This is a genomic window from Aquiflexum balticum DSM 16537 (genome assembly GCF_900176595.1).
GTDB classification, from domain to species: domain Bacteria; phylum Bacteroidota; class Bacteroidia; order Cytophagales; family Cyclobacteriaceae; genus Aquiflexum; species Aquiflexum balticum.
Genome location: NZ_LT838813.1, coordinates 2,214,614 through 2,237,112, shown reverse-complemented (window position 1 = coordinate 2,237,112; position 22,499 = coordinate 2,214,614). Strand labels below are relative to the sequence as shown.

Sequence of the window (22,499 nt, the reverse complement as noted above, 5' to 3'; positions counted from 1 at the left end):
TTAGAACGACTTGATTTCCAGACCACCAAAAACTATTGATCCATAAATTTTTAACACTTTGCTTGGATCGGGTGGAATCTTACTGTAGGACCTCTTATCCTCTATCCCTGCAAAAATGTTGGATACATTGATCTGTAGTTCCCAATGAGATGGGACGATTAATTTCACTCCTCCAAAAGCCACTTCCACATTCAATACCGCTCCTTCTGCCAAATCTGCCTGTGTAAGGTCAATTTCAGTGCCCCCAAAGATGGCCGATGTTTTTCCTCCCCTGAAATTCTTTGATAAGATTCTCCTTTCGATTCCTGTAAATAAAGCCTGGGCATTGACCAAGTCACTGCTGTCGTTAAAAGCATAGTTTGGTTTTTTGAAAGTATCGGTATTTTCATCCCCGGTTGGAGAATCTTCCGGACTTTTTGGATTTACTTTCGGCGCCAAGGATTTGAAATATTCTTCATTGAAACGGTTTTTGTCTGAACTCCTTTTAGCGATCAGGTATAATCCTAAGAGGATCAATCCTCCGGGAATGAGGTATGGCTTGAGTTCAAATGGAAACCCGAAGTTTCTCTGGATCAGCCAAAACCCTCCGAATAGAATCATGAACACACCAAAGCCTGATTGGAAGTTGTTCTTGACCAATATTACTATCCCGATGGTAATTAAAATCATCGGCCATGAAATAAGCCACACCGGAAACCAAAATCCGAGAGCTTTTAATAACAGAACTGCACCTATGATCAATATGACTATGCCTGCTGTTATGTCGCTGTTACTTTTGGAGAAATTATCTTTTGCCATTGTTTTGTGATTTAGATTTTTGAATGAATTGATGCTGACAAAACTAAACCATATGGAAAAAATAAATAACGGTAAATAGGCAATCCCCCACAAAAACTCGGTGAATGCCGGGATTAATTCGGTGAAAAAATCACTTGTTTTTTTTCTGAATCAGAAAAGAAGCGTATTCCAAGTCTTCAGGTGAGGTTATCTTTAAATTTCCCGGATTCCCCGGGATTAAAAACACCTGCCAACCCTGATGTTCAAAAACAGTGGCATCATCTGTGAAATGTTTCAATTCGGGGACTTCGTAGGCTTTTTTGATTTTGTCAAGCAAAAAAGTCTGGGGAGTCTGGACCAGCCGGAAATATTGTCTGTCCTGAAAAAATGACTTGCCATCTTCTGTCAGCTTCCTGATAGAATCCTTTAAGTCCACCACCGCTATTGCAGAGCCGAATTCCTCCGCTTTCAAAAAACTTTCCTCAATGACCTTGGGGTTTACAAAAGGTCTTACCCCATCATGGATAGCCACTGTCCCCTTAATATCCCCAATGGAATCCAAACCGTTTTTTACTGATTGAAACCTGCTATTTCCGCCCTTTACCAATTTATGGGGAACTTTGAAGTCAAACTGAGAACACAAATTCTCCCAAAAAGTAAAATCAGATTCAGGAATAACCAAAATCAAGTCTATTTCTGTATCTAAAAAGTTAAATACGGACAAAGTATGCATCAATATGGGCATTCCTCCAATTTCGAGGTATTGCTTGGGTATGGCCGACCCCATCCTTGTTCCACTGCCACCTGCAACAATAATAGCGTATCTTTTCATGAATTAATGTATTGGCAAAATAAGGCTAAAATTTCTTACTCAATTTTCCCTCAAGATGAAAAAAATATGAAGAATAAAAAAAGGCTCTTTCGAGCCTTTTGAGTATTTTAGAGTATCAACATCGCATCTCCATAGGAGAAAAACCGATATTTTTCCTTGATCGCCTCCTGATAGGCTTTCATGATAAGATCGTATCCTCCAAATGCAGAAGCCGTCATCAATAATGTGGATTCCGGAAGGTGAAAATTGGTGATAAGCGAATTTGCTATCTTGAATTCATATGGTGGAATGATAAACTTATCAGTCCAACCACTACTTGCTTTTAGTCTTCCATTGGCAGTCACTGAGGATTCAATGGTTTTTAAAGTCGTGGTTCCAACTGATACTACCCTTTTCTTGTTATCCAAAGCCTTATTCACCAATTCTACTGTGGCTTCAGGAATATCATAATTCTCTGAGTCCATTTTATGTTTGGTCAAATCTTCAACATCTACCTGTCTGAACGTTCCCAATCCTACATGAAGTGTAATGGGTGAAATCTCAACTCCCTTTAATTCCAATCTTTTCAGCAAATGAGGTGTGAAGTGCAATCCTGCTGTAGGCGCAGCGACAGCACCAACATGCTTTGCAAAAATAGTTTGATATCTTTCTCTATCTTCCGCCTCCACTTTCCTGTCAATAAATTCTTTCAATATCGGGGTCTCTCCAAGCGTATCAATGGTTTTGTAAAATTCCTCGTCAGTACCATCAAATAAAAATCTGATCGTTCTTCCTCTGGAAGTTGTGTTGTCAATGACCTCAGCTACCAGATCACTATCTCCGAAATAAAGCTTATTTCCTACCCGGATTTTTCTTGCAGGGTCAACCAACACATCCCAAAGCCTCAATTCCTGATTCAATTCTCTTAATAAAAAAACTTCAATTTTAGCACCGGTTTTTTCTTTATTACCATATAATCTTGCTGGGAAAACCTTGGTGTTGTTCATTACAAAAACATCACCTTCACCGAAATACTCTATGATTTCCTTGAAAAGACGATGCTCAATCTGACCTGTCTTTCTATGAATCACCATAAGACGGGATTCGTCTCTGTTGGCTGCGGGGTATAAAGAAATTAATTTTTTGGGGACGTCGAATTTAAAGTCTGATAACTTCATATGGTATGAGTAGGATATACTATTATTTTGATATTCAATTTATATTTAAAAACCGCAAAGTTAAAAATAAAAATCCCGAAATCTACTTATATTGCCAAATAGTTTTAATCCAAACAATTTAGGCGTGGTCTTTCTAAAATTAGTATGGGAGAGTCTCAGGTTTGCAATGCAGGCTCTCAAATCCAACCTTACCAGGACAATCTTATCCCTTCTTGGGGTTACTGTAGGGATATTTTCAATAATTGCAGTATTTACACTGGTTGATTCATTGGAAAAAAACATCAAATCAAGCTTTACCTTTTTGGGCAGCAACGTAATTACCGTCAACAGATTTCAATTTGTAGGTGGCCCTGATTATCCTTGGTGGAAATATTTCAGGAGACCCTACAATACGTATTCCGAATATTTATTTTTGAAAGATAAACTGCGGAATGCAGAAGCAGTTTCTTTTTCGGCTTCTGCCAATACCATTGTTCAGGCCGGAAGTAATTCCTATAAGGGAACTAACCTGACTGGGGTCACTTATACTTACCAAGACGTTTATGATTTGCCCCTGCAATCGGGTCGTTTTTTCACGGAAATGGAAATCAATTCATCCAGAAATGTCGCCATTATCGGTACCAAAATAGCAAATACGCTGTTCCCCAGTGGAAATGTACTGGGAAAAGAAATGAAAATCAAAGGGGCGAAATTTACCATAATTGGCATATTTGAAGAAGAAGGTGAAGGCCTTTTTGAAATTGCCTCAAAAGATATGGCTGCTATGATTCCATATGGAAGCTTCACAAAGCTTTACTATGTGGGAAAAAACGGGATTGAGCCGGATATTGCCATAAAAGGGAGAGATGATGACATAGGCATGGTTGCCGTTGAAAACGAATTGATCGGTGCATTGCGGGCAAAGCGGGGACTAAAACCGACCGAAGAAGAGAATTTTGCCCTGAACAAATCTGAATTTATCATGAACACCATTGGATCGATTTTCGATGTCATCAGCGCTGCAGGATGGGTAATCGGAGGATTTTCAATTTTGGTTGGTGGCTTTGGAATTGCCAATATCATGTTTGTTTCAGTCAAAGAGAGAACCAATATCATCGGCATTCAAAAATCATTGGGAGCTAAAAATTACTTCATTTTGTTCCAATTTTTGTTTGAAGCAGTCTTTCTGAGTTTGATTGGTGGAGTCGCAGGTATATTGATTGTTTTTTCCCTCACCTTTATTCAATTGGGTTCTTTGGAGCTGATTCTGTCTTTCAAAAACATTGTATTGGGACTTGGTATTTCTTCGGCTATCGGAATAGTTTCAGGTATAGTACCGGCAACCTTAGCGGCAAGGCTTGACCCCGTGGAAGCTATCAGAGCATAAATCCGGCATATTAATAGAATTCAATAATGCTTGGATAAAACCAATATATAACTATTGTTTTTTGAAAGAATCTGAATTTTAAAGCAATAGATCAAAACAAAAAAACCCGGTCGGATGACCGGGTTTTTTGTTAATGATAATCAATAGCTGTTAATCATGTTCACTCCGCTTCGTTTTTACTTTTTGGGTTTGTTTTCAAACCTGCTTTTTCTTTGATTTTAACTTCAAGTTCGTCCATCAATTCTGGATTATCCAATAATAATGCCTTAACGGTATCTCTGCCCTGCCCCAGTTTGTTACCTTCATAAGAAAACCATGACCCTGCTTTTTTGATGATATCGAATTCAACACCCAGATCAATTATTTCACCTACTTTGGAGATTCCCTGACCATACATAATGTCAAATTCCACTACCTTAAAAGGCGGAGCAACTTTATTTTTCACTACTTTCACTTTGGTCCGGTTACCCAGCACATTGTCAGCACCTTCTTTGATCTGACCTATCCTACGGATATCCAGACGGACCGAGGCATAAAATTTCAATGCATTTCCTCCTGTGGTTGTTTCTGGACTTCCAAACATCACACCTATCTTGTCTCTCAACTGATTGATGAAAATACATGAACAACCGGTTTTATTGATCGCGCCGGTTAATTTCCTCAAAGCTTGGGACATCAATCTTGCCTGAAGTCCCATCTTACTGTCTCCCATTTCCCCTTCAAGTTCCCCCTTGGGTACCAATGCAGCCACAGAATCAATAACGATAATATCTATGGCGCCTGAACGGATAAGATGCTCCGCAATTTCCAATGCCTGTTCTCCGTTGTCAGGTTGTGAAATCAGCAGGTTTTCAATATCTATTCCGAGATTTTCGGCATATTTTTTATCAAAGGCATGTTCTGCATCAATAAAAGCCGCCAATCCACCTGCCTTTTGAGCTTCTGCAATGCAATGCATGGTAAGTGTGGTTTTTCCGGAAGATTCCGGCCCGTAGATTTCAATTACCCTGCCCCTAGGTATGCCTCCAATACCCAATGCCATATCCAATCCCAAGGAACCGGTTGAAATTGCAGGTATATCCTGAACGGTATTGTCACTTAGTTTCATAACAGTACCTTTACCATAGGTCTTTTCTAATTTGTCTATGGTAAGTTGCAGGGCTTTCAGTTTTTCTGTATTTGAGTTCATATATTTTTGTGTTAAAAATTCTTTTATTTGAGATTGTGAAATTAATGATTGATAATTGGACACCCAACACTTCCAAAAAGGATTACGTATTTACATTTTGGTACCAAAAATCAAAATTCTTCAATAAGTCGCTAATATTGGAATAAGAAATGAAAAGCTTTCAGTAGAAAACTTAATTTAATGAAAAATCATCTAAATAAGTCAGTAGTTGTCACATTTTTTTTAATCCTTGGGATTACTGATGCTTTTTCTCAAAAAAACAAAGCATTTCAAAAAGGTGAAGAATTACTCTTCAAGGTGAGCTTCGGCTTTTTTGATGCAGCAGAAGCAAAGATGGTGGTAAATCCTACAATTTATACTGTAGACAGCCAACCATCCTACAAAATTGATGTCTACGGGCAGACATTGGGAATATTTAAACTTTTCAAAGTCAATGACAACTGGGGCAGTTATTTGGATACAACCAAAATCATCCCACATCAATCATATAGGCATATAGAGGAGGGTAAGTACAGAAAGCATGAGAAGGTGTTTTTCAATCACAATAAAAAGAATGCAAAAGTTAAACTATACGATAGGGAAAATATAAACCTGGTCGAAACCAAAGAGTATAAAGTTCCTGAAAACGTACAGGATATTGTCAGCGGTTTTTATTATTTAAGGACAATGAATTTAAGTGGACTCAAAAAAGGAGACCAAATTACTTTAACAGGTTTCTTTGATAAAGAAATATATAACCTAAAATTAATATACGGGGGAAAAGAATTGATAAAAACCAGATTGGGATCATTTGATACCTTTATTTTTTCTCCCGTTATGCCAAAAAATAAAATTTTCCGAGGGGAACAACCGGTCACTGTCTGGATTACTGATGACAGAAATAAAATTCCTATTAGAATAAAAGCCAAATTAATGGTTGGTTCTTTAGATATGGAAATTATGGAAGCTAAAGGTTTACGTAATGATTAATTTATGATCCGGTAAAGATTTCTTAACAATGGAGGAGTAAATAATAACTTAATGTTGTATTTGATACACTCCAATTTATAAAATCTGATTTATATGAGGTCTTTTTTTAAATTAGCATCACATTAGCGCAACCAAACCCGCTAAAACCAATGAGTGATAAACAAAAAATAAGGGTTCTTGTCGTGGACGATGAGCCGGACATTGTAGAAATTCTCACCTATAATCTTAAAAAAGAAGGTTATGAGGTAGAAGCTGCTGAAGATGGAATAAAAGCAGTTAAAAAGGCAATCAAATTCCAGCCTGACGTGATTTTACTTGATATTATGATGCCTCAGCAAGATGGGGTAGAAACATGCCGTCAGATTCGTGAAATTCCGGAATTGAAAAACACCTTTATAATTTTTCTAACTGCAAGATCAGAGGAATATTCGGAAGTTGCGGCTTTTGACGTGGGGGCGGATGATTATATCACAAAGCCTATAAAGCCCCGAGCATTGATGAGCAGAATTGCTGCATTGTTCAGAAGGGAATCCAAAAAGGAACAGGAGTTTTCCCAGATAAAAATCAAAGATCTTACCATAGATAGGACCAGCTACACTATAGATAAAGCTGGCAAGACAATAACGCTGCCCAAAAAAGAATTCGAATTGTTGTATTTCCTGGCCAAAAACCCTAATATGGTATTCAGTAGAGATGATCTTTTGCAGAATATCTGGGGAGCTGATGTATTTGTGCTGGCAAGAACTGTCGATGTGCATATCAGAAAAGTCAGGGAAAAGATTGGTGAAGATTATATCACTACTGTAAAAGGAGTGGGTTATAAATTCGAATTGAACTGATTATATGTTGACCACATCGCGGGGAATTTCTTTGGTATTGGCATTGGCCATTTCTACCCTAACGGTGTTATTTTTATTGCTTTTGGATGATGCTACACCGACGCTATTGGTCGTGGCGGGGAGTATTTCTTTTTCTGTTTCCTATATTTTGATGAATGTAACTTTGGAATTTTTGATTTTTAATGAAATCAGTAATATCTATGGAGTACTGGAAAAAATACAAAAAAAGGACTATACCAGTATTCCCGACAAGTCTGATAAATTGTCAATTTCACCTCTTAGAAAAATCAACAAGACCATCAATTCCTATGCACAGGCCAAAAACAAAGAAATAGAGGCTCTTCAGAAAAATGCGGAATTCAGAAAGGAGTTTATAGCTGATATATCCCACGAACTCAAAACACCGATTTTTGCAGCACAGGGATATGTCCACACGCTTTTGGATGGTGCCGTGGAAGATAAGTCTGTCAGATTGAAATTTTTGAAACGTGCTGCCAAGAGCCTTAATGCCCTTGACAAATTGGTGCAGGACATGTTGACCCTAAACCAAATGGAGAGCGGGGTCGTCAAATTTCATTTTGAATCATTTGATCTCAAAGAGGTGATCCATGAGGTAATTGAAGAATTGGAGCACAAGGCATCCAAAAGGGATATGTTGATCCGCTTTTACTATGACAAAGAAAAAACCTACAGGACTTTTGCGGATAAGGAGAAAATCTTCCGGGTATGCCAAAATCTGATTTCCAATTCCATCAAATACAACAATGATGGGGGAGAAATAGACGTGAGCCTGAAAATTCATAAAAATCAGATTACCGTTGAAGTGAAAGACAATGGCAAAGGCATCCCGCCCGAAGATCTTAAGAGAATATTTGAAAGATTTTATAGGGTAGATAAAAGCCGGAACAGGGAAAAGGGAGGTACAGGTCTTGGTCTCGCCATTGTCAAGCATATATTGGAAGGACATAAAAGCAAGATCTCTGTCAGCAGCACTTTGGGTAAAGGTTCTATTTTTAGTTTTGAGTTGCCATTGGAAAAAGAAGAGGCTGTAGTCTCAAGCAACAAACTTATCAAATAAATCATCAGTTAACTGTTTTAGATCGTCAACAACAATTAATCAAAAGTCACTGGTATTAAAACGGAAATACATAAAAAAAATAGAAAATCAATATTTTCATATTTGTAATCTGATTTGGAATTCTATACTTATCTTATTATCTAGACCTTGCCTTACATGATCTCTTTTTTTATGAAACATTTCTTAAATATTTATGCCTTAATTTTTCTCTTTCACTTAGGTACCTTCGGTCAGTCCGTCCAATGTTATTCTGACCAAAGTGATATTTATTGGCTAATTGGTTCTCAACATGGCTCTAAAAGGTTATCTGAATGCGACATTGATGCAGTGTACAATTGCCATGGATTTACAATGGCAATGATGGAGAATACCTGTAGCTCCATTCCATCCTGCTGCACTGTCCCTTCATGGAATACTACTGTCAATACTCCTTACCAGTGTCCAAATAATAAAGGTATTGATGGGGGAACATGGAGGTCAGACAGTAAATATGTAAGAATAAATTCTGAAGCAGATGCCAGGATTGTTTTTTTTGAAATTAATTCTCCTGGTGGTCATTCAGCCGTAAAAACAACTTCCCCCTTCGCCTCAACTAAATATATTTCAAAATATGGCACCGATGGGCCTCTAGTAGCTCACGATCTCAATAAATCCTTTTATCATTTGACAAACCGATACATTCCCAATTCCATGGAATACTGGACATACATAGGAAGTATTCAAGGCAATGAAATAATAGAAATCGGGAGCCTCTATAACTATTCAGTTCAAGCTGTATCGGGGGTTACCTATAGCTGGGCATCTGTCAACAGTAAATTCAATATTGTATCCGGAAACGGAACAACAATAATGTCCTTATCCAAATGCCAAGCGGAGGAAGTATCAGTTTCAAAGTAGATGCAAAATCAGTAAACGGTCAAACCATAAAAACCAGGAATATTACGTTTTACAATTTCGGATCATTTATGGTATTTCCAAATCCATCCAAAGGAAACTTCCAAATCGACCTAAACCCGGAACTCGAATTTAAAATCGAAATTATTGGGCTGGGTCATACCATTCAAAGGCAGCACTTAAGTATTAAAGGAGACGATATGGTGGATTTCAGCCAACTTGAAAACGGTGAATATTGGCTGAAAATATATTACGAAGAGAAATTAATCCATGAACAAAGGATCATTTTAAAGAAGTAAGCCATGAAGAGATATCTGACATTGATTTTGGCGATATTATCCTTTGATACCATCGGACAAGACTTTTTCTTCAATAAAGCCAAGTTTGAGATCACCATTGGGGGAGGTATTCTCCTGCCTGTAGGCAGCTACGCAAACAATTCCACGACATACTTTGCACAGAATGTTCAAAGTGCCCTAATTGATACGGAGTTTTACTATGTCGAAACAATCTTTGCAAAAAAGAGAAACGCTAGCGCGAGAAGGGGCACAGATCTGAACCTTGAAATCAATTTCCTGCACAATCAAAGATTAGTGCATGGCATCTCTCTGGGTTCTTCCCGGAATGCTGCCGATCTTACTAAAGCTAACGCGTATTTTGCAAATCTTCAGTTTCCCTATATAGTAAGCAGTCAAGAAGATTATAGGGTCAGATACTTAGCCTATAGCCTAGGCTATCGTTTAATAATAAAACAAATACAGATACGACCCTATCAGAAAATCGGGATAGCCCAAATGAACTTCCCCTATTATCAGCTAGAGTCCACAGGATTTCAGAGTCCTTGGTCGTTTATCCATGAAGGCAATAAGCCCAAACTTTCTTCTTTGTATCTGGAATCGGGCTTTCTTACAATTATCTCACTTTCCAGTAGGGTAAACCTTGGGCTGAATTTGTCCTACAGATGGGCCGATTTTGACTATACCATGTACAAAAGAGCCGTGCCTGGAGGGTCCGTGCCTGTCATCGTTCCTGACCAGGTCAATTTAAGGGCGATACAGACAGGGATAAGGCTTGGCTATACTTTTTCAAGAGAATGAAAATTCTCAAATTAATGAAAACCATTCCCCAGTGGATCTTCTAATTTTGAGGTGAAAGACAATGGGAAAGGCATCCCTCCGGAAGACCTAAAAAGAATATTTGAACGATTCTACAGGGTGGATAAAAGCAGGAACAGAGAAAAGGGCGGAACAGGCCTGGGACTTGCCATCGTCAAGCATATTCTGGAAGGGCATAAAAGCAAAATCTCAGTCAGCAGTATCCTGGGGAAAGGTTCTGTATTTAGTTTTGAGTTGCCGTTGGAGAAAGAAGATGTGTTAGCTTCAAGCAACAAACTTATCAAATAAATCATCAGTTACCTGCTTCAGATCATCAGCAAAACCTACATGGGGCCTAGATGTCTGAATCATAGAACTTCTTTGGGCTGTCAACCATCTAAATCGGGAAGCTGCATCGAGTAAACTTATCGGGCTTCCATTTGGCTCACCGGCACACACTTGTCTGAATGAAAGCAAATAAGCTCCAAGCAAAGTAAGGTCGGCCTCTTTATCCAATGCCAAAACCTTTTCAATACTTAACAAAAACTTGCAGTAAAGTTCATTGGTTTTTTTGCAGCAGACCATTACACCCACATTGACAAACTCTTCCCTTTCCACCCTGGGCACAGCACGGATGACAGCGTATTCATATAAGTGTTTCCCTTGCATCTTTTGCTCCTTTCACAAATACCTCTGAATTTTCTAAGCGCATTGTCAAAAACTTTTCATAGACCAATCTGCCATCTTCAGCCTCTTCCACATCCCTTGATGCAAGAATCCATTCCTCAGGTATCAGTTGTACTATTGTTCTGATCACATCCTGATTTAGTTTGGATCTGAACTCTTGATCGGCATCATCCAATCGGGTTGCTTGGGGCAAAAGCACATGGTCTTTGATCATGGGGAATGGGCTTATGGCATGCTTCTCCCAATTGTCCCAAGAATGATGAAATAGAAAAGACGCCCCATGGTCAATCAACCAAAGCTCTCTGTTCCAAATCAAAAGATTGGTATTTCTAAAGGTTCTATCCACATTGGTGATAAATGCATCTAACCAAACAATTTTGGATGCAAGAAGTTCATCAACCTTACCTGCTCCCGGGTCAAAAGTCAAAGCCTTGGAAAGAAAGTGCAATCCCAAATTCAGTCCTTGACTTCCTTTGAGCAAATCCTGGATTTCCTCATCTCCTTCGGATTTTCCAAAAGCTTCATCCAAATAAGTAAAAACCAGTTCAGGGACATTAAATCCAAGCAATCGGGCTATTTCTCCACCCAACAATTCGGCGATAAGTGCCTTTTCACGCTGGCCAGCACCTTTGAATTTAAGCACATAACTGAACCCATCATCAGCATCAGCCAAAGCAGGTAATGAGCCACCTTCTCGCAATGGCATCACATAGCGCATGACCTGTACTGTTCTTAATCCAGGGTAAACTGGATTTGTAACCATCAACGGGTATTTGTACCAAATTTATAAATCATTTCTTAATCTCAACAAGAACGATAACCTTTATAGGATGAAAGCCAAAAATATATTATTGCTTTTCCTTCTACCATGACAAATACCATGGCCGACAGACTGCCAATGGAGAAATATACCGAAAAGGCAAATTGACCGCAGCCCATAAGACCTTACCATTTGGGACCAAAGTAAAGGTCACCAACTTACAAAATGGCAAGAAGGTGAAGGTAAGGATCAATGATCGGGGGCCATTTGTAGGCGGAAGGATTATCGATCTATCCAAAAAGGCAGCGCGGAGGATTGATATGCTAGATGCCGGTGTGGCACCTGTTGAAATTAAATACAGATAATATCCTAAAGTCTTTGACCTACCTACTTTAGATTATCAGGTTTCAAAACAATCTTCTGTATTAATTTTTTACACTGATTATTATTCGATAATTTTGCGCCCCATTGGGAAGAAGAACGCATGAAAAAGATCAATTTTAAAGACTTGATACTATTTGAAAACGAGGATTACCTTGTGGTCAATAAGCTTCCCTATTTATCAACTTTGGATGACAGGCATGAGGCACAGAATATCCTGGACTTGGCCAAGCAATATACCTCAGATGCCCAGGTATGCCATAGATTGGATAAAGAAACTTCCGGATGCCTTGTCATTGCAAAAAATCCCGAGGCTTACAGAAACATTGCCATGCAGTTTGAAGACCGGAAAGTTGACAAAATCTACCATGCGGTAGTGGAAGGCATCCATGAGTACAAAAATTTATTGGTAGACCGTAACATTCATGCCAATAACAAAGGTTTCGCCAAGATAACCAAAGAGGGAAAGCCTGCACAGACATATTTCACCACCTTGAATACGTTCTACACCCATTCATTGATTGAGTGTAGACCGATAACAGGAAGACTTCATCAGATACGGGTGCATTTGGCCTACTTGAAGTCTCCGATCTGCGGAGATGAAACTTATGGAGGAAAGCCGCTTTATCTATCTTCTTTAAAAAGAAAATTCAATCTTAAAAAGGGCACGGACGAAAAGCCCCTGATGCAGCGGGTTTCCCTTCATGCCTATGCCATTGAATTCACTGGAATGGACAGTTCCAAAATAAAAGTAACTGCCCCTTATCCCAAGGACTTCGAAGTATTGATGAAGCAATTGGAAAAAAACAGTTAAGAGAAAGAAGACCAAATGGTTAAAAATTCAATATTCAAATGAATTTATAGGCAATATTTTGGTTTCCTTTGCAATAAAAAGAAATTACTTCTATCTTTGTGTCCCTTTTTGAGGGTGAAGTATATTTAACAAGCTAATAATTAAACATTTACACAGTGGATACATTAAGCTACAAGACCATATCAGCAAATGATACTACTGTAGAGAAAAACTGGGTTGTAGTGGATGCCCAGTCTGCAGTATTAGGTAGATTTGCCAGTGAGGTCGCAAAAATCCTGAGGGGTAAGCACAAGCCTTATTACACCCCTCACGTAGACTGCGGAGACAACGTGATTGTCATCAATGCAGACAAAGTAAGGCTGACAGGAAGAAAGATGGACGAAAAAGTCTATGTACGCCATACTGGATATCCAGGTGGTCAGCGAATTTCCACGCCAAAATTATTGAAGCAGAAGTCTTCTTCGATTTTAGTGGAAAAAGCTGTCAGAGGCATGCTCCCCAAAACAAGACTGGGAAGAGAGCTCTACAGAAATCTATTCGTTTATAACGGTTCTGAGCATCCTCATGCTGCCCAGCAACCAAAAGAAGTTAAATTTTAACCGAAGCAGTCCATGGAAATTATCAATACAATCGGTAGAAGAAAGACATCAGTCGCCAGAATCTACATGAAACCAGGTAAGGGTGAAATCACTGTAAATGACAGATCGATTGAAACCTATTTCCCATTTGATCTGCATCAGATTGTGGTCAAGCAGCCATTGGCACTTGTAGGTGTGGATGGTTCTTACGACATCAAAATAAATGTTGATGGCGGTGGTATCACCGGACAGGCTGAAGCTGCCAGAATGGCTATCTCCAGAGCGCTGTGTGAGTTTGATGCAGAGCATAGACCGGCTTTGAAAAAAGAAGGTTTCTTAACGCGTGATCCAAGGATGGTAGAACGTAAGAAGCCAGGACGTAGAAAAGCACGAAGAAAATTCCAGTTCTCAAAACGTTAATCTGGAAATTCTTTTCAAATTATATCAAAACTATATTATTTATTAATGGCACAAATAGAATATAAAGACTTACTGGATGCTGGTGTTCATTTTGGACACTTAACAAGAAAGTGGGATCCGAGAATGGCGCCTTACATCTTCATGGAGAAGAATGGTATCCATATCATCGACCTAAACAAAACGCTCGTTTGCCTTGAAGAAGCATCCAACGCAATCAAGCAGATCGTTCGCTCCGGCAAAAAAGTCATGTTCGTCGCTACCAAAAAGCAGGCGAAAGACTTGGTAGCTGATGAAGCAAGAAGACTTAACATGCCTTATGTTACCGAAAGATGGTTGGGCGGAATGTTAACAAACTTCGCCACTATCAGAAAGTCCTTGAAGAAAATGTCCACCATCGACAAAATGATGAAAGAGGACGCCTACAAGAACCTTGCAAAAAAAGAGCGTTTGATGATCACAAGACAAAGAGAAAAATTGGAAAGTGTGTTGGGTGGTATTGCTGACCTGACAAGACTTCCTGCTGCTCTTTTTATAGTGGACATCAAAAGAGAACACATCGCTATTTCAGAAGCACAAAAGCTTGGTATCCCTGTTTTCGCATTGGTCGATACAAATTCCAACCCGAACGAGGTGGATTTCCCTATCCCTGCCAATGACGATGCATTCAAATCAATCTCTTTGTTGGTGAAAGCGTTCGGAGTTGCCATCGAAGAAGGTCTTTCTGAAAGAAGAAAAGACAAAGAAGATGCTAAACTTACCGAAGAGGAAGAGGCTAAAAAAGCCGTGGACGCAGAAACACAAGAGTAATCCACTTTGATATACTTTAACTAAAAGATTGAACATACGGTTTTGGCCTATGTTCAATTTTTTGTTTTTGCCAGACGTCCTTTGAGGTTTTTATCAAAGGAACACGGTGAAAAAAATGATTATATTAAACCTCGAAGGTCTTTATCTCCAACTAGGTTTTCAAATCTCCTGACCTTTGAGGTTTTACTCGAGGAAAACGGAAATAAAATCATTATACCAAACCTCGAAGGTCTTTTGAACAAACTCAAAACCAAGAGGCTATACAAAATATTGAAAAAAAGTTTAATCTTACAAACAAACAAAACAATGGCTATTACTGCACAAGAAGTAAACAAACTAAGACAAATGACCGGTGCCGGTATGATGGATTGCAAAAAAGCACTTACCGAAGCTGAAGGTGATTTTGAAAAAGCTATTGATATCCTTAGAAAAAAAGGCCAGAAAGTCTCTGCATCAAGAGCTGACCGTGAAACCAAAGAAGGTACAATTGTCACTCATGTAAGCGCTGACGGATCCACAGGAACTTTACTATCATTGACCTGTGAAACTGATTTTGTGGCTAAAAATGACGAATTTGTAGCTTTTGCAAATACCCTGTTAGACTTGGCTACAAGCAACAAGGCTGCATCTAAGGAAGAAATTCTAGCGCTTCCTTTTGATTCCATTACCATTCAGGAGAAAATCATCGAAATGACCGGAAAGATTGGAGAAAAATTAGATATCTCTCACTACGAAATTGTTAAAGGTGAAAAAGTCGTTCCTTACATTCACTCCAATGGTAAATTAGGTGTATTGGTGGCATTGATCAATGTCAATGGTGCAGATGTGGAAGAAGCAGGTAAAGATGTAGCCATGCAGATTGCTGCTATGAATCCAGTTGCTGTTGATAAAGATGGTGTTGATGCCACTATCATCGAAAGAGAAATAGAAATCGGTAAAGACCAAGCAAGACAGGAAGGTAAGCCTGAAGAAATGTTGGAAAAAATCGCCTTGGGTAAACTCAATAAATTCTACAAAGAAAATACTTTGTTGAGCCAGGCATTTGTGAAAGACAACAGCAAATCAATCGCTCAATATCTTGATAGCGTCAGCAAAGGTTTGACTGTTTCAGCTTTCAAGAGAATTGCAATCGGTTAATCAACCGAAAAAACACTATACCTTGTATGGTATTTTAAAAACCTCCGGAAATTCCGGAGGTTTTTTTATTCAAACAATTTGAATTCGGGATTTGGTATATGTGCTTCTTCAAAAAGTTTAGACATTTCCAGAACTATATCAGGATGCAGATCAGCAATATTATTTGACTCCGCAGGATCTTCGTCTAAGTTATAAAGTTCAATTGGAGGATTTGCATCTTTTTTTAGGTTCAACCTTACTGCTTTCCAGGCTCCTTTTCTGATGGCCTGTTTACCGCCCTGTTCGATAAATTCCCAATAAAGATAGTCATGTTGCATTTGGCCAGGTTTTCCCAACAAAGTCGGGACAAATGAAATACCATCAAGATTTTCAACTATTTTTTCCCCTGTCAGTTCAGCGAAAGTGGGCAACAAATCCCAAAAAGCTGAAATGTGATCTGAAATGGAACCTGCTTTTATTTTGCCAGGCCAATTAACAATGAGTGAAGTTTTAATTCCCCCTTCATAAAGATCCCTTTTGTATCCTCTATATTCCCGATTACTATTGAAAAAATCAGGGTCATTTCCTCCTTCTTGATGGGGACCATTATCAGAGGCAAAAGCAATAATCGTATTTTCTCTTATCCCCAATTCTTCCAGTTTTTCAATAATTTCACCGACCTGCCGATCCAGGTTTTCAACCATTGCTGCATAAGTTGCTCTAGGGTATTTGACAGATTGGTAGCCGGGGATTTTCATATCCGGTCCATAATCTCCTCCTTGAGGAGCTATATGTTCCTTTTCTTCGCCAAACTTGTTTCTGTATTTCTGAAAAACATCATCTTCTGCCACTGCCAATTCAGCATGGGGAATTACCATCGGTACAAACATAAAAAAAGGTTGGTCTTTGTTGTTTTCTAAAAATTCCAACGATTTGAGGTGAATGATTTCAGGAGCATAAGTTTCCTTATTTGTCCAATCATTACCCTGTAAATAGACTTTTTGGTCATTTCCCCAAAGATATTCAGGGTAATATCTATGTGCATAGCGCTGACAGTTATAACCAAAAAATTGGTCGAACCCCTGATTATTTGGATCTCCGGATGTGCCGACAAATCCCAGTCCCCATTTCCCAAATGCCCCTGTTGCATAGCCTGCATTTTTCATGGCTTTTGGAATTGTCAGCAAAGTATCGGGAAGTGGGTACTGCCCCTCAGGTACTACTTCAAAATTGCCTCTGACAGGTGTATGGCCGGTATGCAATCCAGTCAAAAGGGCAGATCTTGAAGGTGCACAGACAGTAGACCCGGAATAGTGATTGGTAAAAAGCATCCCCTCTTTGGCCAATTTGTCCAAGTTAGGAGTTTCAATTTTAGTTTGACCCGTAATCCCTAAGTCACCATATCCAAGATCATCGGCTAGGATAAAAATGATATTGGGTTTAATCCCTGCCATGCTAACTTCCTCTTTTTGGTTATTGCATGACCAAAGGAATATAATGAAGAGTGTAAATAAATTGTATTTTAAGTTCATTATGATTTTTTCAAAAATTGAACAAATTACAATATGATGATTAATTCTCGGAAGTTACAAGTGCCTCATATTTATCAAACATTTCCACAAATGTCACCCAAGGCTGATTGGTTTCCTGTTCGGTCAATACATGATTAGGATTGGATTTATAACCATAAAATCCATCCAAAAAAGGTGTCACCCCCGACCATACTGTCAACATAACCCCTGCAAAACGGTCCTTCATTACTTCAGTATTGTTTCTTCTAAATAAAAACATATCCTCAACATGACTGACTCCTACATGAGGTTTTCTCCATGCACAACTGACCACATCGAAGCCTTTCATCGCAAAATAAACCGGAGTTCCAACAGGCCTTTCATAATGCCAATCATTAATGACCACATCCTTTGGAATCATGTCCACCGCCCTGTGGGTTCTGTTGTAACTTCCCTCCCATAAACCAATTCCTGTGGTCTTTCCATCGATCAATCGATCACCCCAAATCCACAATTTTCTATCGCTCAAAGCTAAATGATTTCTGATTTTGGAGACCTCTCCTGCAAAAAGTTCTGCCTTGTCCAACCCCTGACATCTTGGACATTTATCATCTCCGATATAAAAAACTTCATCCATACCGGCATGAAAGGCATCTGTTTCAAACACTTCAACAATTTCGTCCATCAAAGCAAAAACTACCTGATGCACACCGGGATGTAAGGGACAATAACTTTTACAATAGAGACCATCCGCATTGGGCCATTCATATTTTTCAGGGAGTTCGACATGGGGGGTTTCATCAAATTCAGGGTAAACTTTGAGTAGGTTACCTAAAGTACTTGCCCAAGATTGATGGCCTAGAAGGTTGATCTGCGGAATGAGTTTGATCTGATGCTGCTTTGCTGCAGTAACCATTTTTTTGACATCACTTTTGCTCAGAGCATTTTCATCCCTGAGTTCAGGATGGCTTTCAAATTGATAATTATAATCCACCCTCAATACAAGTGTATTAATTCTTCTTGGTGCCAACTCCTCATGGATAAATTTTACAAACCTATCCACTTCATTGGTTTTTGGTGCAGCGATAGCCAATCCCCTTACAGGAAGTTCATCTTTTGCTGCTTGGGCAGCTGCTGTCACGAAATGGAAACAGAAAAGAACAATCAGGAAAGCAATGGTGTTTTTCATGGCGCAGGGGTTTAATGTTATATTTTTAATCTGATTCTGTTTTTTTCCAACAAACCTGTAATCAAAATGATGATCAAAGAATACAAAAGCGACTTTAATATTCCAACATATCCTGTTCTCAGGGTAAGGGGCAAGACAATCCCTACCATCGAAAACAGCGCGTAGTGAATATAGGGGAGCAGATAACAGGTCAGGGTACTTGTCCCGGCGGGCTTAATTATATTGAACCAATCTGCTTTTCCCTTTTTATCTGTCAACCATATTAATCCAGCCAAAACCAAAAAACTTAATCCTGTGCAGATAGTGACCCATGATGGTGAGGCTCCGATTTTATGGATTCCCCACAATGGCCGGGTCAGAAGACCAAAAGCTATCAAAATCATTGCAGAGGAACCGAGAACAAGACCGTAGTTTTTGAATTTTCCACTGGAAAGGTAATTTTTATAATAAAGCCCAATCACTACTCCTGCCATAGAAAAAGCCGGATTCGAGCCATTTCCTGAAATCCAGAAATAGGGTTTGATACTGTTCAGAAATTCAAGCCAGCCTAATTTTTCTGCGGAATTGAAAAAAAGAAAAAATAAAAAAAAGGAGATATAAACTGCCATATTTTCCCTAAATGCCAAGTAAATCAAAGATGCGATCAGGTAAGCCCAACCGATCAAACCAAGGATCCCCCACCAATGAAATTCCATCCATGTGGGATTCTCTACAGTTCCCCCCACATAGAGGTAAGCCAAAACTCCTAAAAGCAATACTCCGGTGACCTGAAGTAAATTGTTCATTCTTTTATTGAGATAGGAAGTATAATCCAACCATATCAAGAAGAATGCAATGGTCATTAAAATCTGCCAAAGCGGCTTTGAAAGTACTGCTTCTGTTCTATTGTAATTTTCCAGATTCACATGAAAAACCCCCATGGTCAATAAAGCCAAGGTTCTGAAAAAAATATGCCTAAGGGTATCGTAAATACCTTCTCCCTTCTGGATTCTCTTGGAAATGGCAAAAGGAATGGACAATCCAACAATGACCAAGAAAGCAGGGAAAACCACATCGGCCAATCCCATTCCATCTACCTCTGTTGGAACATGCCCCAACCAATCAGGAATTTCCTTTAAAGTCCACAGGTCATTCACAAAGATCATCAGTAGCATCGTTATTGCCCTGAAAACATCAATGGAATATACGCGGACAGGTGAAGACAGTTGGGCATGGATGGCCATAGAGGTTCTGAATCAATTAAAATCGAAGAAAAGAAATTTATTCGCTATCAGGTGTAATTATCCAAATCAAATTAAAGAAAAAACAATCTTTACTTATAAATAAATCTTCATTTTTATACCAATGGCAAGTACCCGGAAAGTTAAGAACATCAAATTAGGTATGCGGCACAATAATTGAATTAAATTATTATAATTGGGATTTTTTGACAACTATTTATGTTTTAAAATTGATGATTTATTTAAAATAATTTAAACTAAGAAAATATGACAACGCTGGCAAAATCATTATTCAACGACATCAAGAAAGGTTTTAAAAGTATAGAGCCTGTTGTGATGTTGTTTTCGGGAACTTACCTCCTGATTCATGGCCTAAAAAACAAAAATTACCCTCTTGGAGCTGCAGGAGGCATGCTTTTGTTCAGAGGTGGGGTAGATTTGGGTAAGATCATCGAAGAGAGCGATACTCAGGAATCAATTACATCTGACGAACCTTAATTTAATTTGAGATATTTGATTTATTTCAGAAAATAAATGATGGAAAATTAGATGCAAAGATTTTTCAAAAGCCAAACAAAAGTGCCTTTCTTGAGCTCTTTATCGAAATAACCGCTTTCTTGAGCATCCCTCTTGATAATGACGGTCATCAACTTACAGACTTTGATTTGATTGACCGCTTGATGCTTGCGGATACCATCCAGCAACTCCAGGCCTTCAATCCATGTTAATGGGTCAAAGTCCACCAATAATCCGGAAATATTGATATCAATCTGAAGATTCGGTCTTAATTCATCAAAATCAACATATTTTAACAAGGCCTCTTCTGTAAGGTCAAAGTGGATGGCTTTTTTTATTCGCTGAAACTCTGACTCCATTTCAGGAATGTACTTTGACAAACTAAAAATCGCTTTTTTACCGGTTTCGGATTTAAGATACGTTTCAATTTCAATTAATGGGGTGAATCGAGGCTTCATAAAAAATCAATTATAAATTAAGATTGGTTGGCTTACCAATTTACAACTTTTATTGGATTTCGAATCCTTTCGGAAAATATTGAATGACATTTTTAAAGCTCAAATCCTAAATAGAAAGGCTTGCATAAGATTGGGAAATATTTACATATTTCCTTGAAATATTTTGATTGGTTCCAAAATTGCTGCTTTTCCTAAATGCAATCACCTTTTGTAATTCCCAAAAATCCGAAAAAAAGGCATCACCAAACATACTCCATGAGACGATTTCAATTTATTTCTTTCATCAGTTTTGTACTTAGTGCAATATTTCTTATTGGCTGTGCAAGAAATCCAGTTACCGGAAAAAAACAACTTGTTTTTATGTCCGAAGCCCAAGAAATAGCTATGGGTAAAGAATCAGACCCTCAGATTGTAGCTTTTTTTGGCCTATACGATGACCCGCAACTTCAAAAATTCATTACGGATAAAGGTTTGGAAATGGCTGCCATATCCCACAGACCAAAATTGAATTATGAATTCAAAGTGGTGGATTCGCCGGTCATCAATGCCTTCGCAGTACCCGGAGGTTATGTTTACTTTACCCGGGGCATTATGGCCCATTTCAACAATGAAGCAGAATTTGCAGGAGTATTGGGCCACGAAATCGGACATATAACCGCCAGACATTCTGTCATACAACAACGAAATCAACTTCTAAGTCAATTGGGGATTATTGCTGGGGTCATTTTGGTTCCTGAACTGACCCAGTTTGTAGAACCGTTATCTCAAGGGATGCAGTTGGCCTTGTTGAGTTTTGGAAGGGATGCTGAACGACAATCTGACAAACTTGGAGTGGAATATTCCTCCAAGATAGGCTATGATGCTACCGAAATGGCAGGTTTTTTTGAAACTCTTGAGAGGCAACAGGCGAAATCCGGAGGAGAAGAAATTCCTGATTTTTTATCTACACATCCATCTCCCGAAGAACGTAATGTCAGTGTAGCCAAATTGGCAAAGGAATGGCAAGAAAAATTGAAAATGACTGATGGGGAAGTTAACAGAAACAGTTATCTGAAAAGAATTGATGGACTTATAATCGGAGAAGATCCCAATCAGGGATTTGTAGAAAATGGTTTCTTTTATCATCCTGTACTAAAATTCTCCTTTACCATACCAAAGGATTGGAGCTTTCAGAACACCCCCCAGCAGATTCAAATGGCACCCAAAAACGGTGAAGCGCTGATGATGCTTTCTCTAATTTCCGGGAATTCGCTCAAAGAGGCAGCCAATACATTACTGGAGCAATATAAACTTGAGCAGATAGATTCCAAAGAAGAAAGAATCAATGGGCTTCCGGCCTTGGTGATGACTGCAGACCAGAAACAGGAACAAGTCACTATTCGCGTGATTTCCACCCTTATCCAATATGGAGGAAATATTTACAATACCATGGGTATTGCAGAACTGTCTAAATTCCCAACCTACCAGCCAACCTTCCATAGCACTATGCGGGCATTTCAGGAACTGAAAGACAGCGACAAGCTAAATAGAAAACCTGACGTAATTAAAATCAAATCCGTGCCCAGAAACATGAATCTGAAAGCAGCATTGCAGCATTTTGGAATGCCTGAGGATAGAAATGAAGAATTGGCAATTTTAAATGGAATGCAACTTGATGACGAACTCGACCAGGGAGTGTTGATCAAAGTGGTAGGAAAATAGCAAACAATCCTCAACCATGAAATTCCGTTATCAAGAATCATTACCAGTTGCTTAAAATCCACGAGGTTTTGATGATTTTACACATTGGAAGGCTAAATTTTTAAAAAAATTTTTCTCTGATAATTGGAGTTCCAATTTGAAAATCA

General features: G+C 38.7%; 25 protein-coding genes and 1 pseudogene. 16 read left to right on the top strand and 10 right to left on the bottom strand.

The features are described 5' to 3' along the window. From B9A52_RS09595 to queA, 3 genes are all read right to left on the bottom strand, one after another. The gene (locus B9A52_RS09595) at positions 1-798 is read right to left on the bottom strand and encodes a LiaF transmembrane domain-containing protein (RefSeq protein WP_084123456.1); all 798 of its coding nucleotides are present in this window, start codon (positions 796-798) and stop codon (positions 1-3) included. 130 nt (positions 799-928) lie between these two features. Next, a complete protein-coding gene (locus tag B9A52_RS09590; protein WP_084120134.1) occupies positions 929-1,609 on the bottom strand; it encodes a 2-C-methyl-D-erythritol 4-phosphate cytidylyltransferase in 681 nt (226 codons plus the stop codon). A gap of 107 nt (positions 1,610-1,716) precedes the next feature. Continuing rightward, a complete protein-coding gene (gene queA / locus B9A52_RS09585) occupies positions 1,717-2,766 on the bottom strand; it encodes a tRNA preQ1(34) S-adenosylmethionine ribosyltransferase-isomerase QueA (protein ID WP_084120132.1) in 1,050 nt (349 codons plus the stop codon). Positions 2,767-2,890: 124 nt separating this feature from the next. Here queA and B9A52_RS09580 point away from each other — a divergent pair, with 124 nt between their 5' ends. Beyond that, complete coding sequence (locus B9A52_RS09580) at positions 2,891-4,132, top strand: ABC transporter permease (RefSeq protein ID WP_084120131.1); 1,242 nt, start codon at positions 2,891-2,893, stop codon at positions 4,130-4,132. Positions 4,133-4,292: 160 nt separating this feature from the next. Here the strand turns inward: B9A52_RS09580 and recA are convergent, their stop codons facing one another. After that, positions 4,293-5,321: a recombinase RecA gene (gene recA / locus B9A52_RS09575; RefSeq protein ID WP_084120130.1), complete on the bottom strand. Its 1,029-nt coding sequence runs from the start codon at positions 5,319-5,321 to the stop codon at positions 4,293-4,295. A 180-nt stretch (positions 5,322-5,501) separates the two neighbouring features. Between recA and B9A52_RS09570 the strand changes: the two genes are divergently transcribed. From B9A52_RS09570 to B9A52_RS09540, 7 genes and pseudogenes are all read left to right on the top strand, one after another. Then, positions 5,502-6,290, top strand: coding sequence for a DUF3108 domain-containing protein (locus tag B9A52_RS09570; RefSeq protein ID WP_084120128.1), 789 nt, complete (start codon positions 5,502-5,504; stop codon positions 6,288-6,290). A 149-nt stretch (positions 6,291-6,439) separates the two neighbouring features. Beyond that, positions 6,440-7,129 carry a response regulator transcription factor gene (locus B9A52_RS09565; RefSeq protein ID WP_084120126.1) on the top strand — a complete coding sequence of 230 codons (690 nt, stop codon included), beginning with the start codon at positions 6,440-6,442 and terminating at the stop codon, positions 7,127-7,129. Positions 7,130-7,133: 4 nt separating this feature from the next. Then, entirely contained in the window at positions 7,134-8,207 is a 1,074-nt protein-coding gene (locus tag B9A52_RS09560) for a sensor histidine kinase (RefSeq protein ID WP_084120125.1), read from the top strand. A gap of 171 nt (positions 8,208-8,378) precedes the next feature. Continuing rightward, positions 8,379-9,104, top strand: a complete 726-nt coding sequence (locus tag B9A52_RS09555; protein WP_157370117.1) for a hypothetical protein — start codon at positions 8,379-8,381, stop codon at positions 9,102-9,104. Next, complete coding sequence (locus B9A52_RS09550) at positions 9,071-9,400, top strand: T9SS type A sorting domain-containing protein (RefSeq protein ID WP_084120122.1); 330 nt, start codon at positions 9,071-9,073, stop codon at positions 9,398-9,400. Before B9A52_RS09555 ends, B9A52_RS09550 begins: the two co-directional genes overlap by 34 nt. Positions 9,401-9,403: 3 nt before the next feature. Further along, a complete protein-coding gene (locus tag B9A52_RS09545) occupies positions 9,404-10,198 on the top strand; it encodes a hypothetical protein (protein WP_084120120.1) in 795 nt (264 codons plus the stop codon). A 48-nt stretch (positions 10,199-10,246) separates the two neighbouring features. Beyond that, positions 10,247-10,504 (top strand): annotated as a pseudogene (locus B9A52_RS09540) (sensor histidine kinase); the annotation flags it as partial. Here the strand turns inward: B9A52_RS09540 and B9A52_RS09535 are convergent. Both B9A52_RS09535 and B9A52_RS09530 read right to left on the bottom strand, forming a co-directional pair. Then, positions 10,481-10,864 (bottom strand): DUF3037 domain-containing protein, encoded by a 384-nt coding sequence (locus tag B9A52_RS09535; protein WP_084120117.1) that lies wholly within the window; start codon positions 10,862-10,864, stop codon positions 10,481-10,483. The pseudogene B9A52_RS09540 and the gene B9A52_RS09535 overlap by 24 nt on opposite strands. Further along, positions 10,842-11,645 carry a HipA family kinase gene (locus B9A52_RS09530; protein ID WP_084120116.1) on the bottom strand — a complete coding sequence of 268 codons (804 nt, stop codon included), beginning with the start codon at positions 11,643-11,645 and terminating at the stop codon, positions 10,842-10,844. Before B9A52_RS09530 ends, B9A52_RS09535 begins: the two co-directional genes overlap by 23 nt. Positions 11,646-11,725: 80 nt before the next feature. Between B9A52_RS09530 and B9A52_RS09525 the strand changes: the two genes are divergently transcribed. From B9A52_RS09525 to tsf, 6 genes are all read left to right on the top strand, one after another. Beyond that, a complete protein-coding gene (locus B9A52_RS09525) occupies positions 11,726-12,007 on the top strand; it encodes a septal ring lytic transglycosylase RlpA family protein (protein ID WP_084120114.1) in 282 nt (93 codons plus the stop codon). Positions 12,008-12,126: 119 nt separating this feature from the next. Next, the gene (locus B9A52_RS09520; protein WP_084120113.1) at positions 12,127-12,837 is read left to right on the top strand and encodes an RluA family pseudouridine synthase; all 711 of its coding nucleotides are present in this window, start codon (positions 12,127-12,129) and stop codon (positions 12,835-12,837) included. Positions 12,838-12,992: 155 nt separating this feature from the next. After that, positions 12,993-13,436: a 50S ribosomal protein L13 gene (gene rplM / locus B9A52_RS09515; protein WP_084120112.1), complete on the top strand. Its 444-nt coding sequence runs from the start codon at positions 12,993-12,995 to the stop codon at positions 13,434-13,436. A gap of 12 nt (positions 13,437-13,448) precedes the next feature. Then, positions 13,449-13,835 carry a 30S ribosomal protein S9 gene (gene rpsI, locus B9A52_RS09510; protein WP_084120110.1) on the top strand — a complete coding sequence of 129 codons (387 nt, stop codon included), beginning with the start codon at positions 13,449-13,451 and terminating at the stop codon, positions 13,833-13,835. Positions 13,836-13,880: 45 nt separating this feature from the next. Continuing rightward, positions 13,881-14,642 carry a 30S ribosomal protein S2 gene (gene rpsB / locus B9A52_RS09505; RefSeq protein ID WP_084120108.1) on the top strand — a complete coding sequence of 254 codons (762 nt, stop codon included), beginning with the start codon at positions 13,881-13,883 and terminating at the stop codon, positions 14,640-14,642. Positions 14,643-14,948: 306 nt separating this feature from the next. Continuing rightward, on the top strand, positions 14,949-15,779 hold the full coding sequence (gene tsf / locus B9A52_RS09500) for a translation elongation factor Ts (RefSeq protein ID WP_084123455.1): 831 nt from the start codon (positions 14,949-14,951) through the stop codon (positions 15,777-15,779). A 65-nt stretch (positions 15,780-15,844) separates the two neighbouring features. Here tsf and B9A52_RS09495 read toward each other — a convergent pair whose 3' ends face one another. From B9A52_RS09495 to B9A52_RS09485, 3 genes are all read right to left on the bottom strand, one after another. Continuing rightward, positions 15,845-17,212, bottom strand: a complete 1,368-nt coding sequence (locus B9A52_RS09495) for an arylsulfatase (RefSeq protein ID WP_231955542.1) — start codon at positions 17,210-17,212, stop codon at positions 15,845-15,847. 118 nt (positions 17,213-17,330) lie between these two features. Further along, positions 17,331-18,458: a family 20 glycosylhydrolase gene (locus B9A52_RS09490; RefSeq protein WP_084120104.1), complete on the bottom strand. Its 1,128-nt coding sequence runs from the start codon at positions 18,456-18,458 to the stop codon at positions 17,331-17,333. A 17-nt stretch (positions 18,459-18,475) separates the two neighbouring features. After that, positions 18,476-19,681 carry a DUF5009 domain-containing protein gene (locus B9A52_RS09485; RefSeq protein WP_084120102.1) on the bottom strand — a complete coding sequence of 402 codons (1,206 nt, stop codon included), beginning with the start codon at positions 19,679-19,681 and terminating at the stop codon, positions 18,476-18,478. A 264-nt stretch (positions 19,682-19,945) separates the two neighbouring features. On the opposite strand from B9A52_RS09485, the gene B9A52_RS09480 reads away from it, so the two are divergent. Continuing rightward, positions 19,946-20,176, top strand: a complete 231-nt coding sequence (locus B9A52_RS09480; RefSeq protein WP_084120100.1) for a hypothetical protein — start codon at positions 19,946-19,948, stop codon at positions 20,174-20,176. Positions 20,177-20,223: 47 nt separating this feature from the next. On the opposite strand, the gene B9A52_RS09475 is transcribed toward B9A52_RS09480, so the two are convergent. Continuing rightward, positions 20,224-20,652, bottom strand: a complete 429-nt coding sequence (locus B9A52_RS09475; protein ID WP_084120098.1) for a DUF6508 domain-containing protein — start codon at positions 20,650-20,652, stop codon at positions 20,224-20,226. Positions 20,653-20,907: 255 nt separating this feature from the next. Here B9A52_RS09475 and B9A52_RS09470 point away from each other — a divergent pair, with 255 nt between their 5' ends. Beyond that, positions 20,908-22,353, top strand: a complete 1,446-nt coding sequence (locus B9A52_RS09470) for a M48 family metalloprotease (protein WP_084120096.1) — start codon at positions 20,908-20,910, stop codon at positions 22,351-22,353. Positions 22,354-22,499: the final 146 nt, after the last annotated feature.

Excerpts from the sequence above, each read along its gene's own strand:
- B9A52_RS09480 (WP_084120100.1), top strand. The coding sequence starts at position 19,946 with ATGACAACGCTGGCAAAATCATTATTCAACGACATCAAGAAAGGTTTT.
- rpsI (WP_084120110.1), top strand. The coding sequence starts at position 13,449 with ATGGAAATTATCAATACAATCGGTAGAAGAAAGACATCAGTCGCCAGA.
- B9A52_RS09530 (WP_084120116.1), bottom strand. The coding sequence starts at position 11,645 with ATGGTTACAAATCCAGTTTACCCTGGATTAAGAACAGTACAGGTCATG.
- B9A52_RS09495 (WP_231955542.1), bottom strand. The coding sequence starts at position 17,212 with ATGGCAGGGATTAAACCCAATATCATTTTTATCCTAGCCGATGATCTT.
- B9A52_RS09475 (WP_084120098.1), bottom strand. The coding sequence starts at position 20,652 with ATGAAGCCTCGATTCACCCCATTAATTGAAATTGAAACGTATCTTAAA.
- B9A52_RS09520 (WP_084120113.1), top strand. The coding sequence starts at position 12,127 with ATGAAAAAGATCAATTTTAAAGACTTGATACTATTTGAAAACGAGGAT.
- B9A52_RS09550 (WP_084120122.1), top strand. The coding sequence starts at position 9,071 with ATGCCAAGCGGAGGAAGTATCAGTTTCAAAGTAGATGCAAAATCAGTA.
- B9A52_RS09590 (WP_084120134.1), bottom strand. The coding sequence starts at position 1,609 with ATGAAAAGATACGCTATTATTGTTGCAGGTGGCAGTGGAACAAGGATG.
- B9A52_RS09565 (WP_084120126.1), top strand. The coding sequence starts at position 6,440 with ATGAGTGATAAACAAAAAATAAGGGTTCTTGTCGTGGACGATGAGCCG.
- B9A52_RS09485 (WP_084120102.1), bottom strand. The coding sequence starts at position 19,681 with ATGGCCATCCATGCCCAACTGTCTTCACCTGTCCGCGTATATTCCATT.
- B9A52_RS09535 (WP_084120117.1), bottom strand. The coding sequence starts at position 10,864 with ATGCAAGGGAAACACTTATATGAATACGCTGTCATCCGTGCTGTGCCC.
- recA (WP_084120130.1), bottom strand. The coding sequence starts at position 5,321 with ATGAACTCAAATACAGAAAAACTGAAAGCCCTGCAACTTACCATAGAC.
- tsf (WP_084123455.1), top strand. The coding sequence starts at position 14,949 with ATGGCTATTACTGCACAAGAAGTAAACAAACTAAGACAAATGACCGGT.
- rpsB (WP_084120108.1), top strand. The coding sequence starts at position 13,881 with ATGGCACAAATAGAATATAAAGACTTACTGGATGCTGGTGTTCATTTT.
- B9A52_RS09570 (WP_084120128.1), top strand. The coding sequence starts at position 5,502 with ATGAAAAATCATCTAAATAAGTCAGTAGTTGTCACATTTTTTTTAATC.
- B9A52_RS09545 (WP_084120120.1), top strand. The coding sequence starts at position 9,404 with ATGAAGAGATATCTGACATTGATTTTGGCGATATTATCCTTTGATACC.
- B9A52_RS09470 (WP_084120096.1), top strand. The coding sequence starts at position 20,908 with ATGAGACGATTTCAATTTATTTCTTTCATCAGTTTTGTACTTAGTGCA.
- B9A52_RS09490 (WP_084120104.1), bottom strand. The coding sequence starts at position 18,458 with ATGAAAAACACCATTGCTTTCCTGATTGTTCTTTTCTGTTTCCATTTC.
- B9A52_RS09560 (WP_084120125.1), top strand. The coding sequence starts at position 7,134 with ATGTTGACCACATCGCGGGGAATTTCTTTGGTATTGGCATTGGCCATT.
- B9A52_RS09555 (WP_157370117.1), top strand. The coding sequence starts at position 8,379 with ATGAAACATTTCTTAAATATTTATGCCTTAATTTTTCTCTTTCACTTA.
- B9A52_RS09595 (WP_084123456.1), bottom strand. The coding sequence starts at position 798 with ATGGCAAAAGATAATTTCTCCAAAAGTAACAGCGACATAACAGCAGGC.
- queA (WP_084120132.1), bottom strand. The coding sequence starts at position 2,766 with ATGAAGTTATCAGACTTTAAATTCGACGTCCCCAAAAAATTAATTTCT.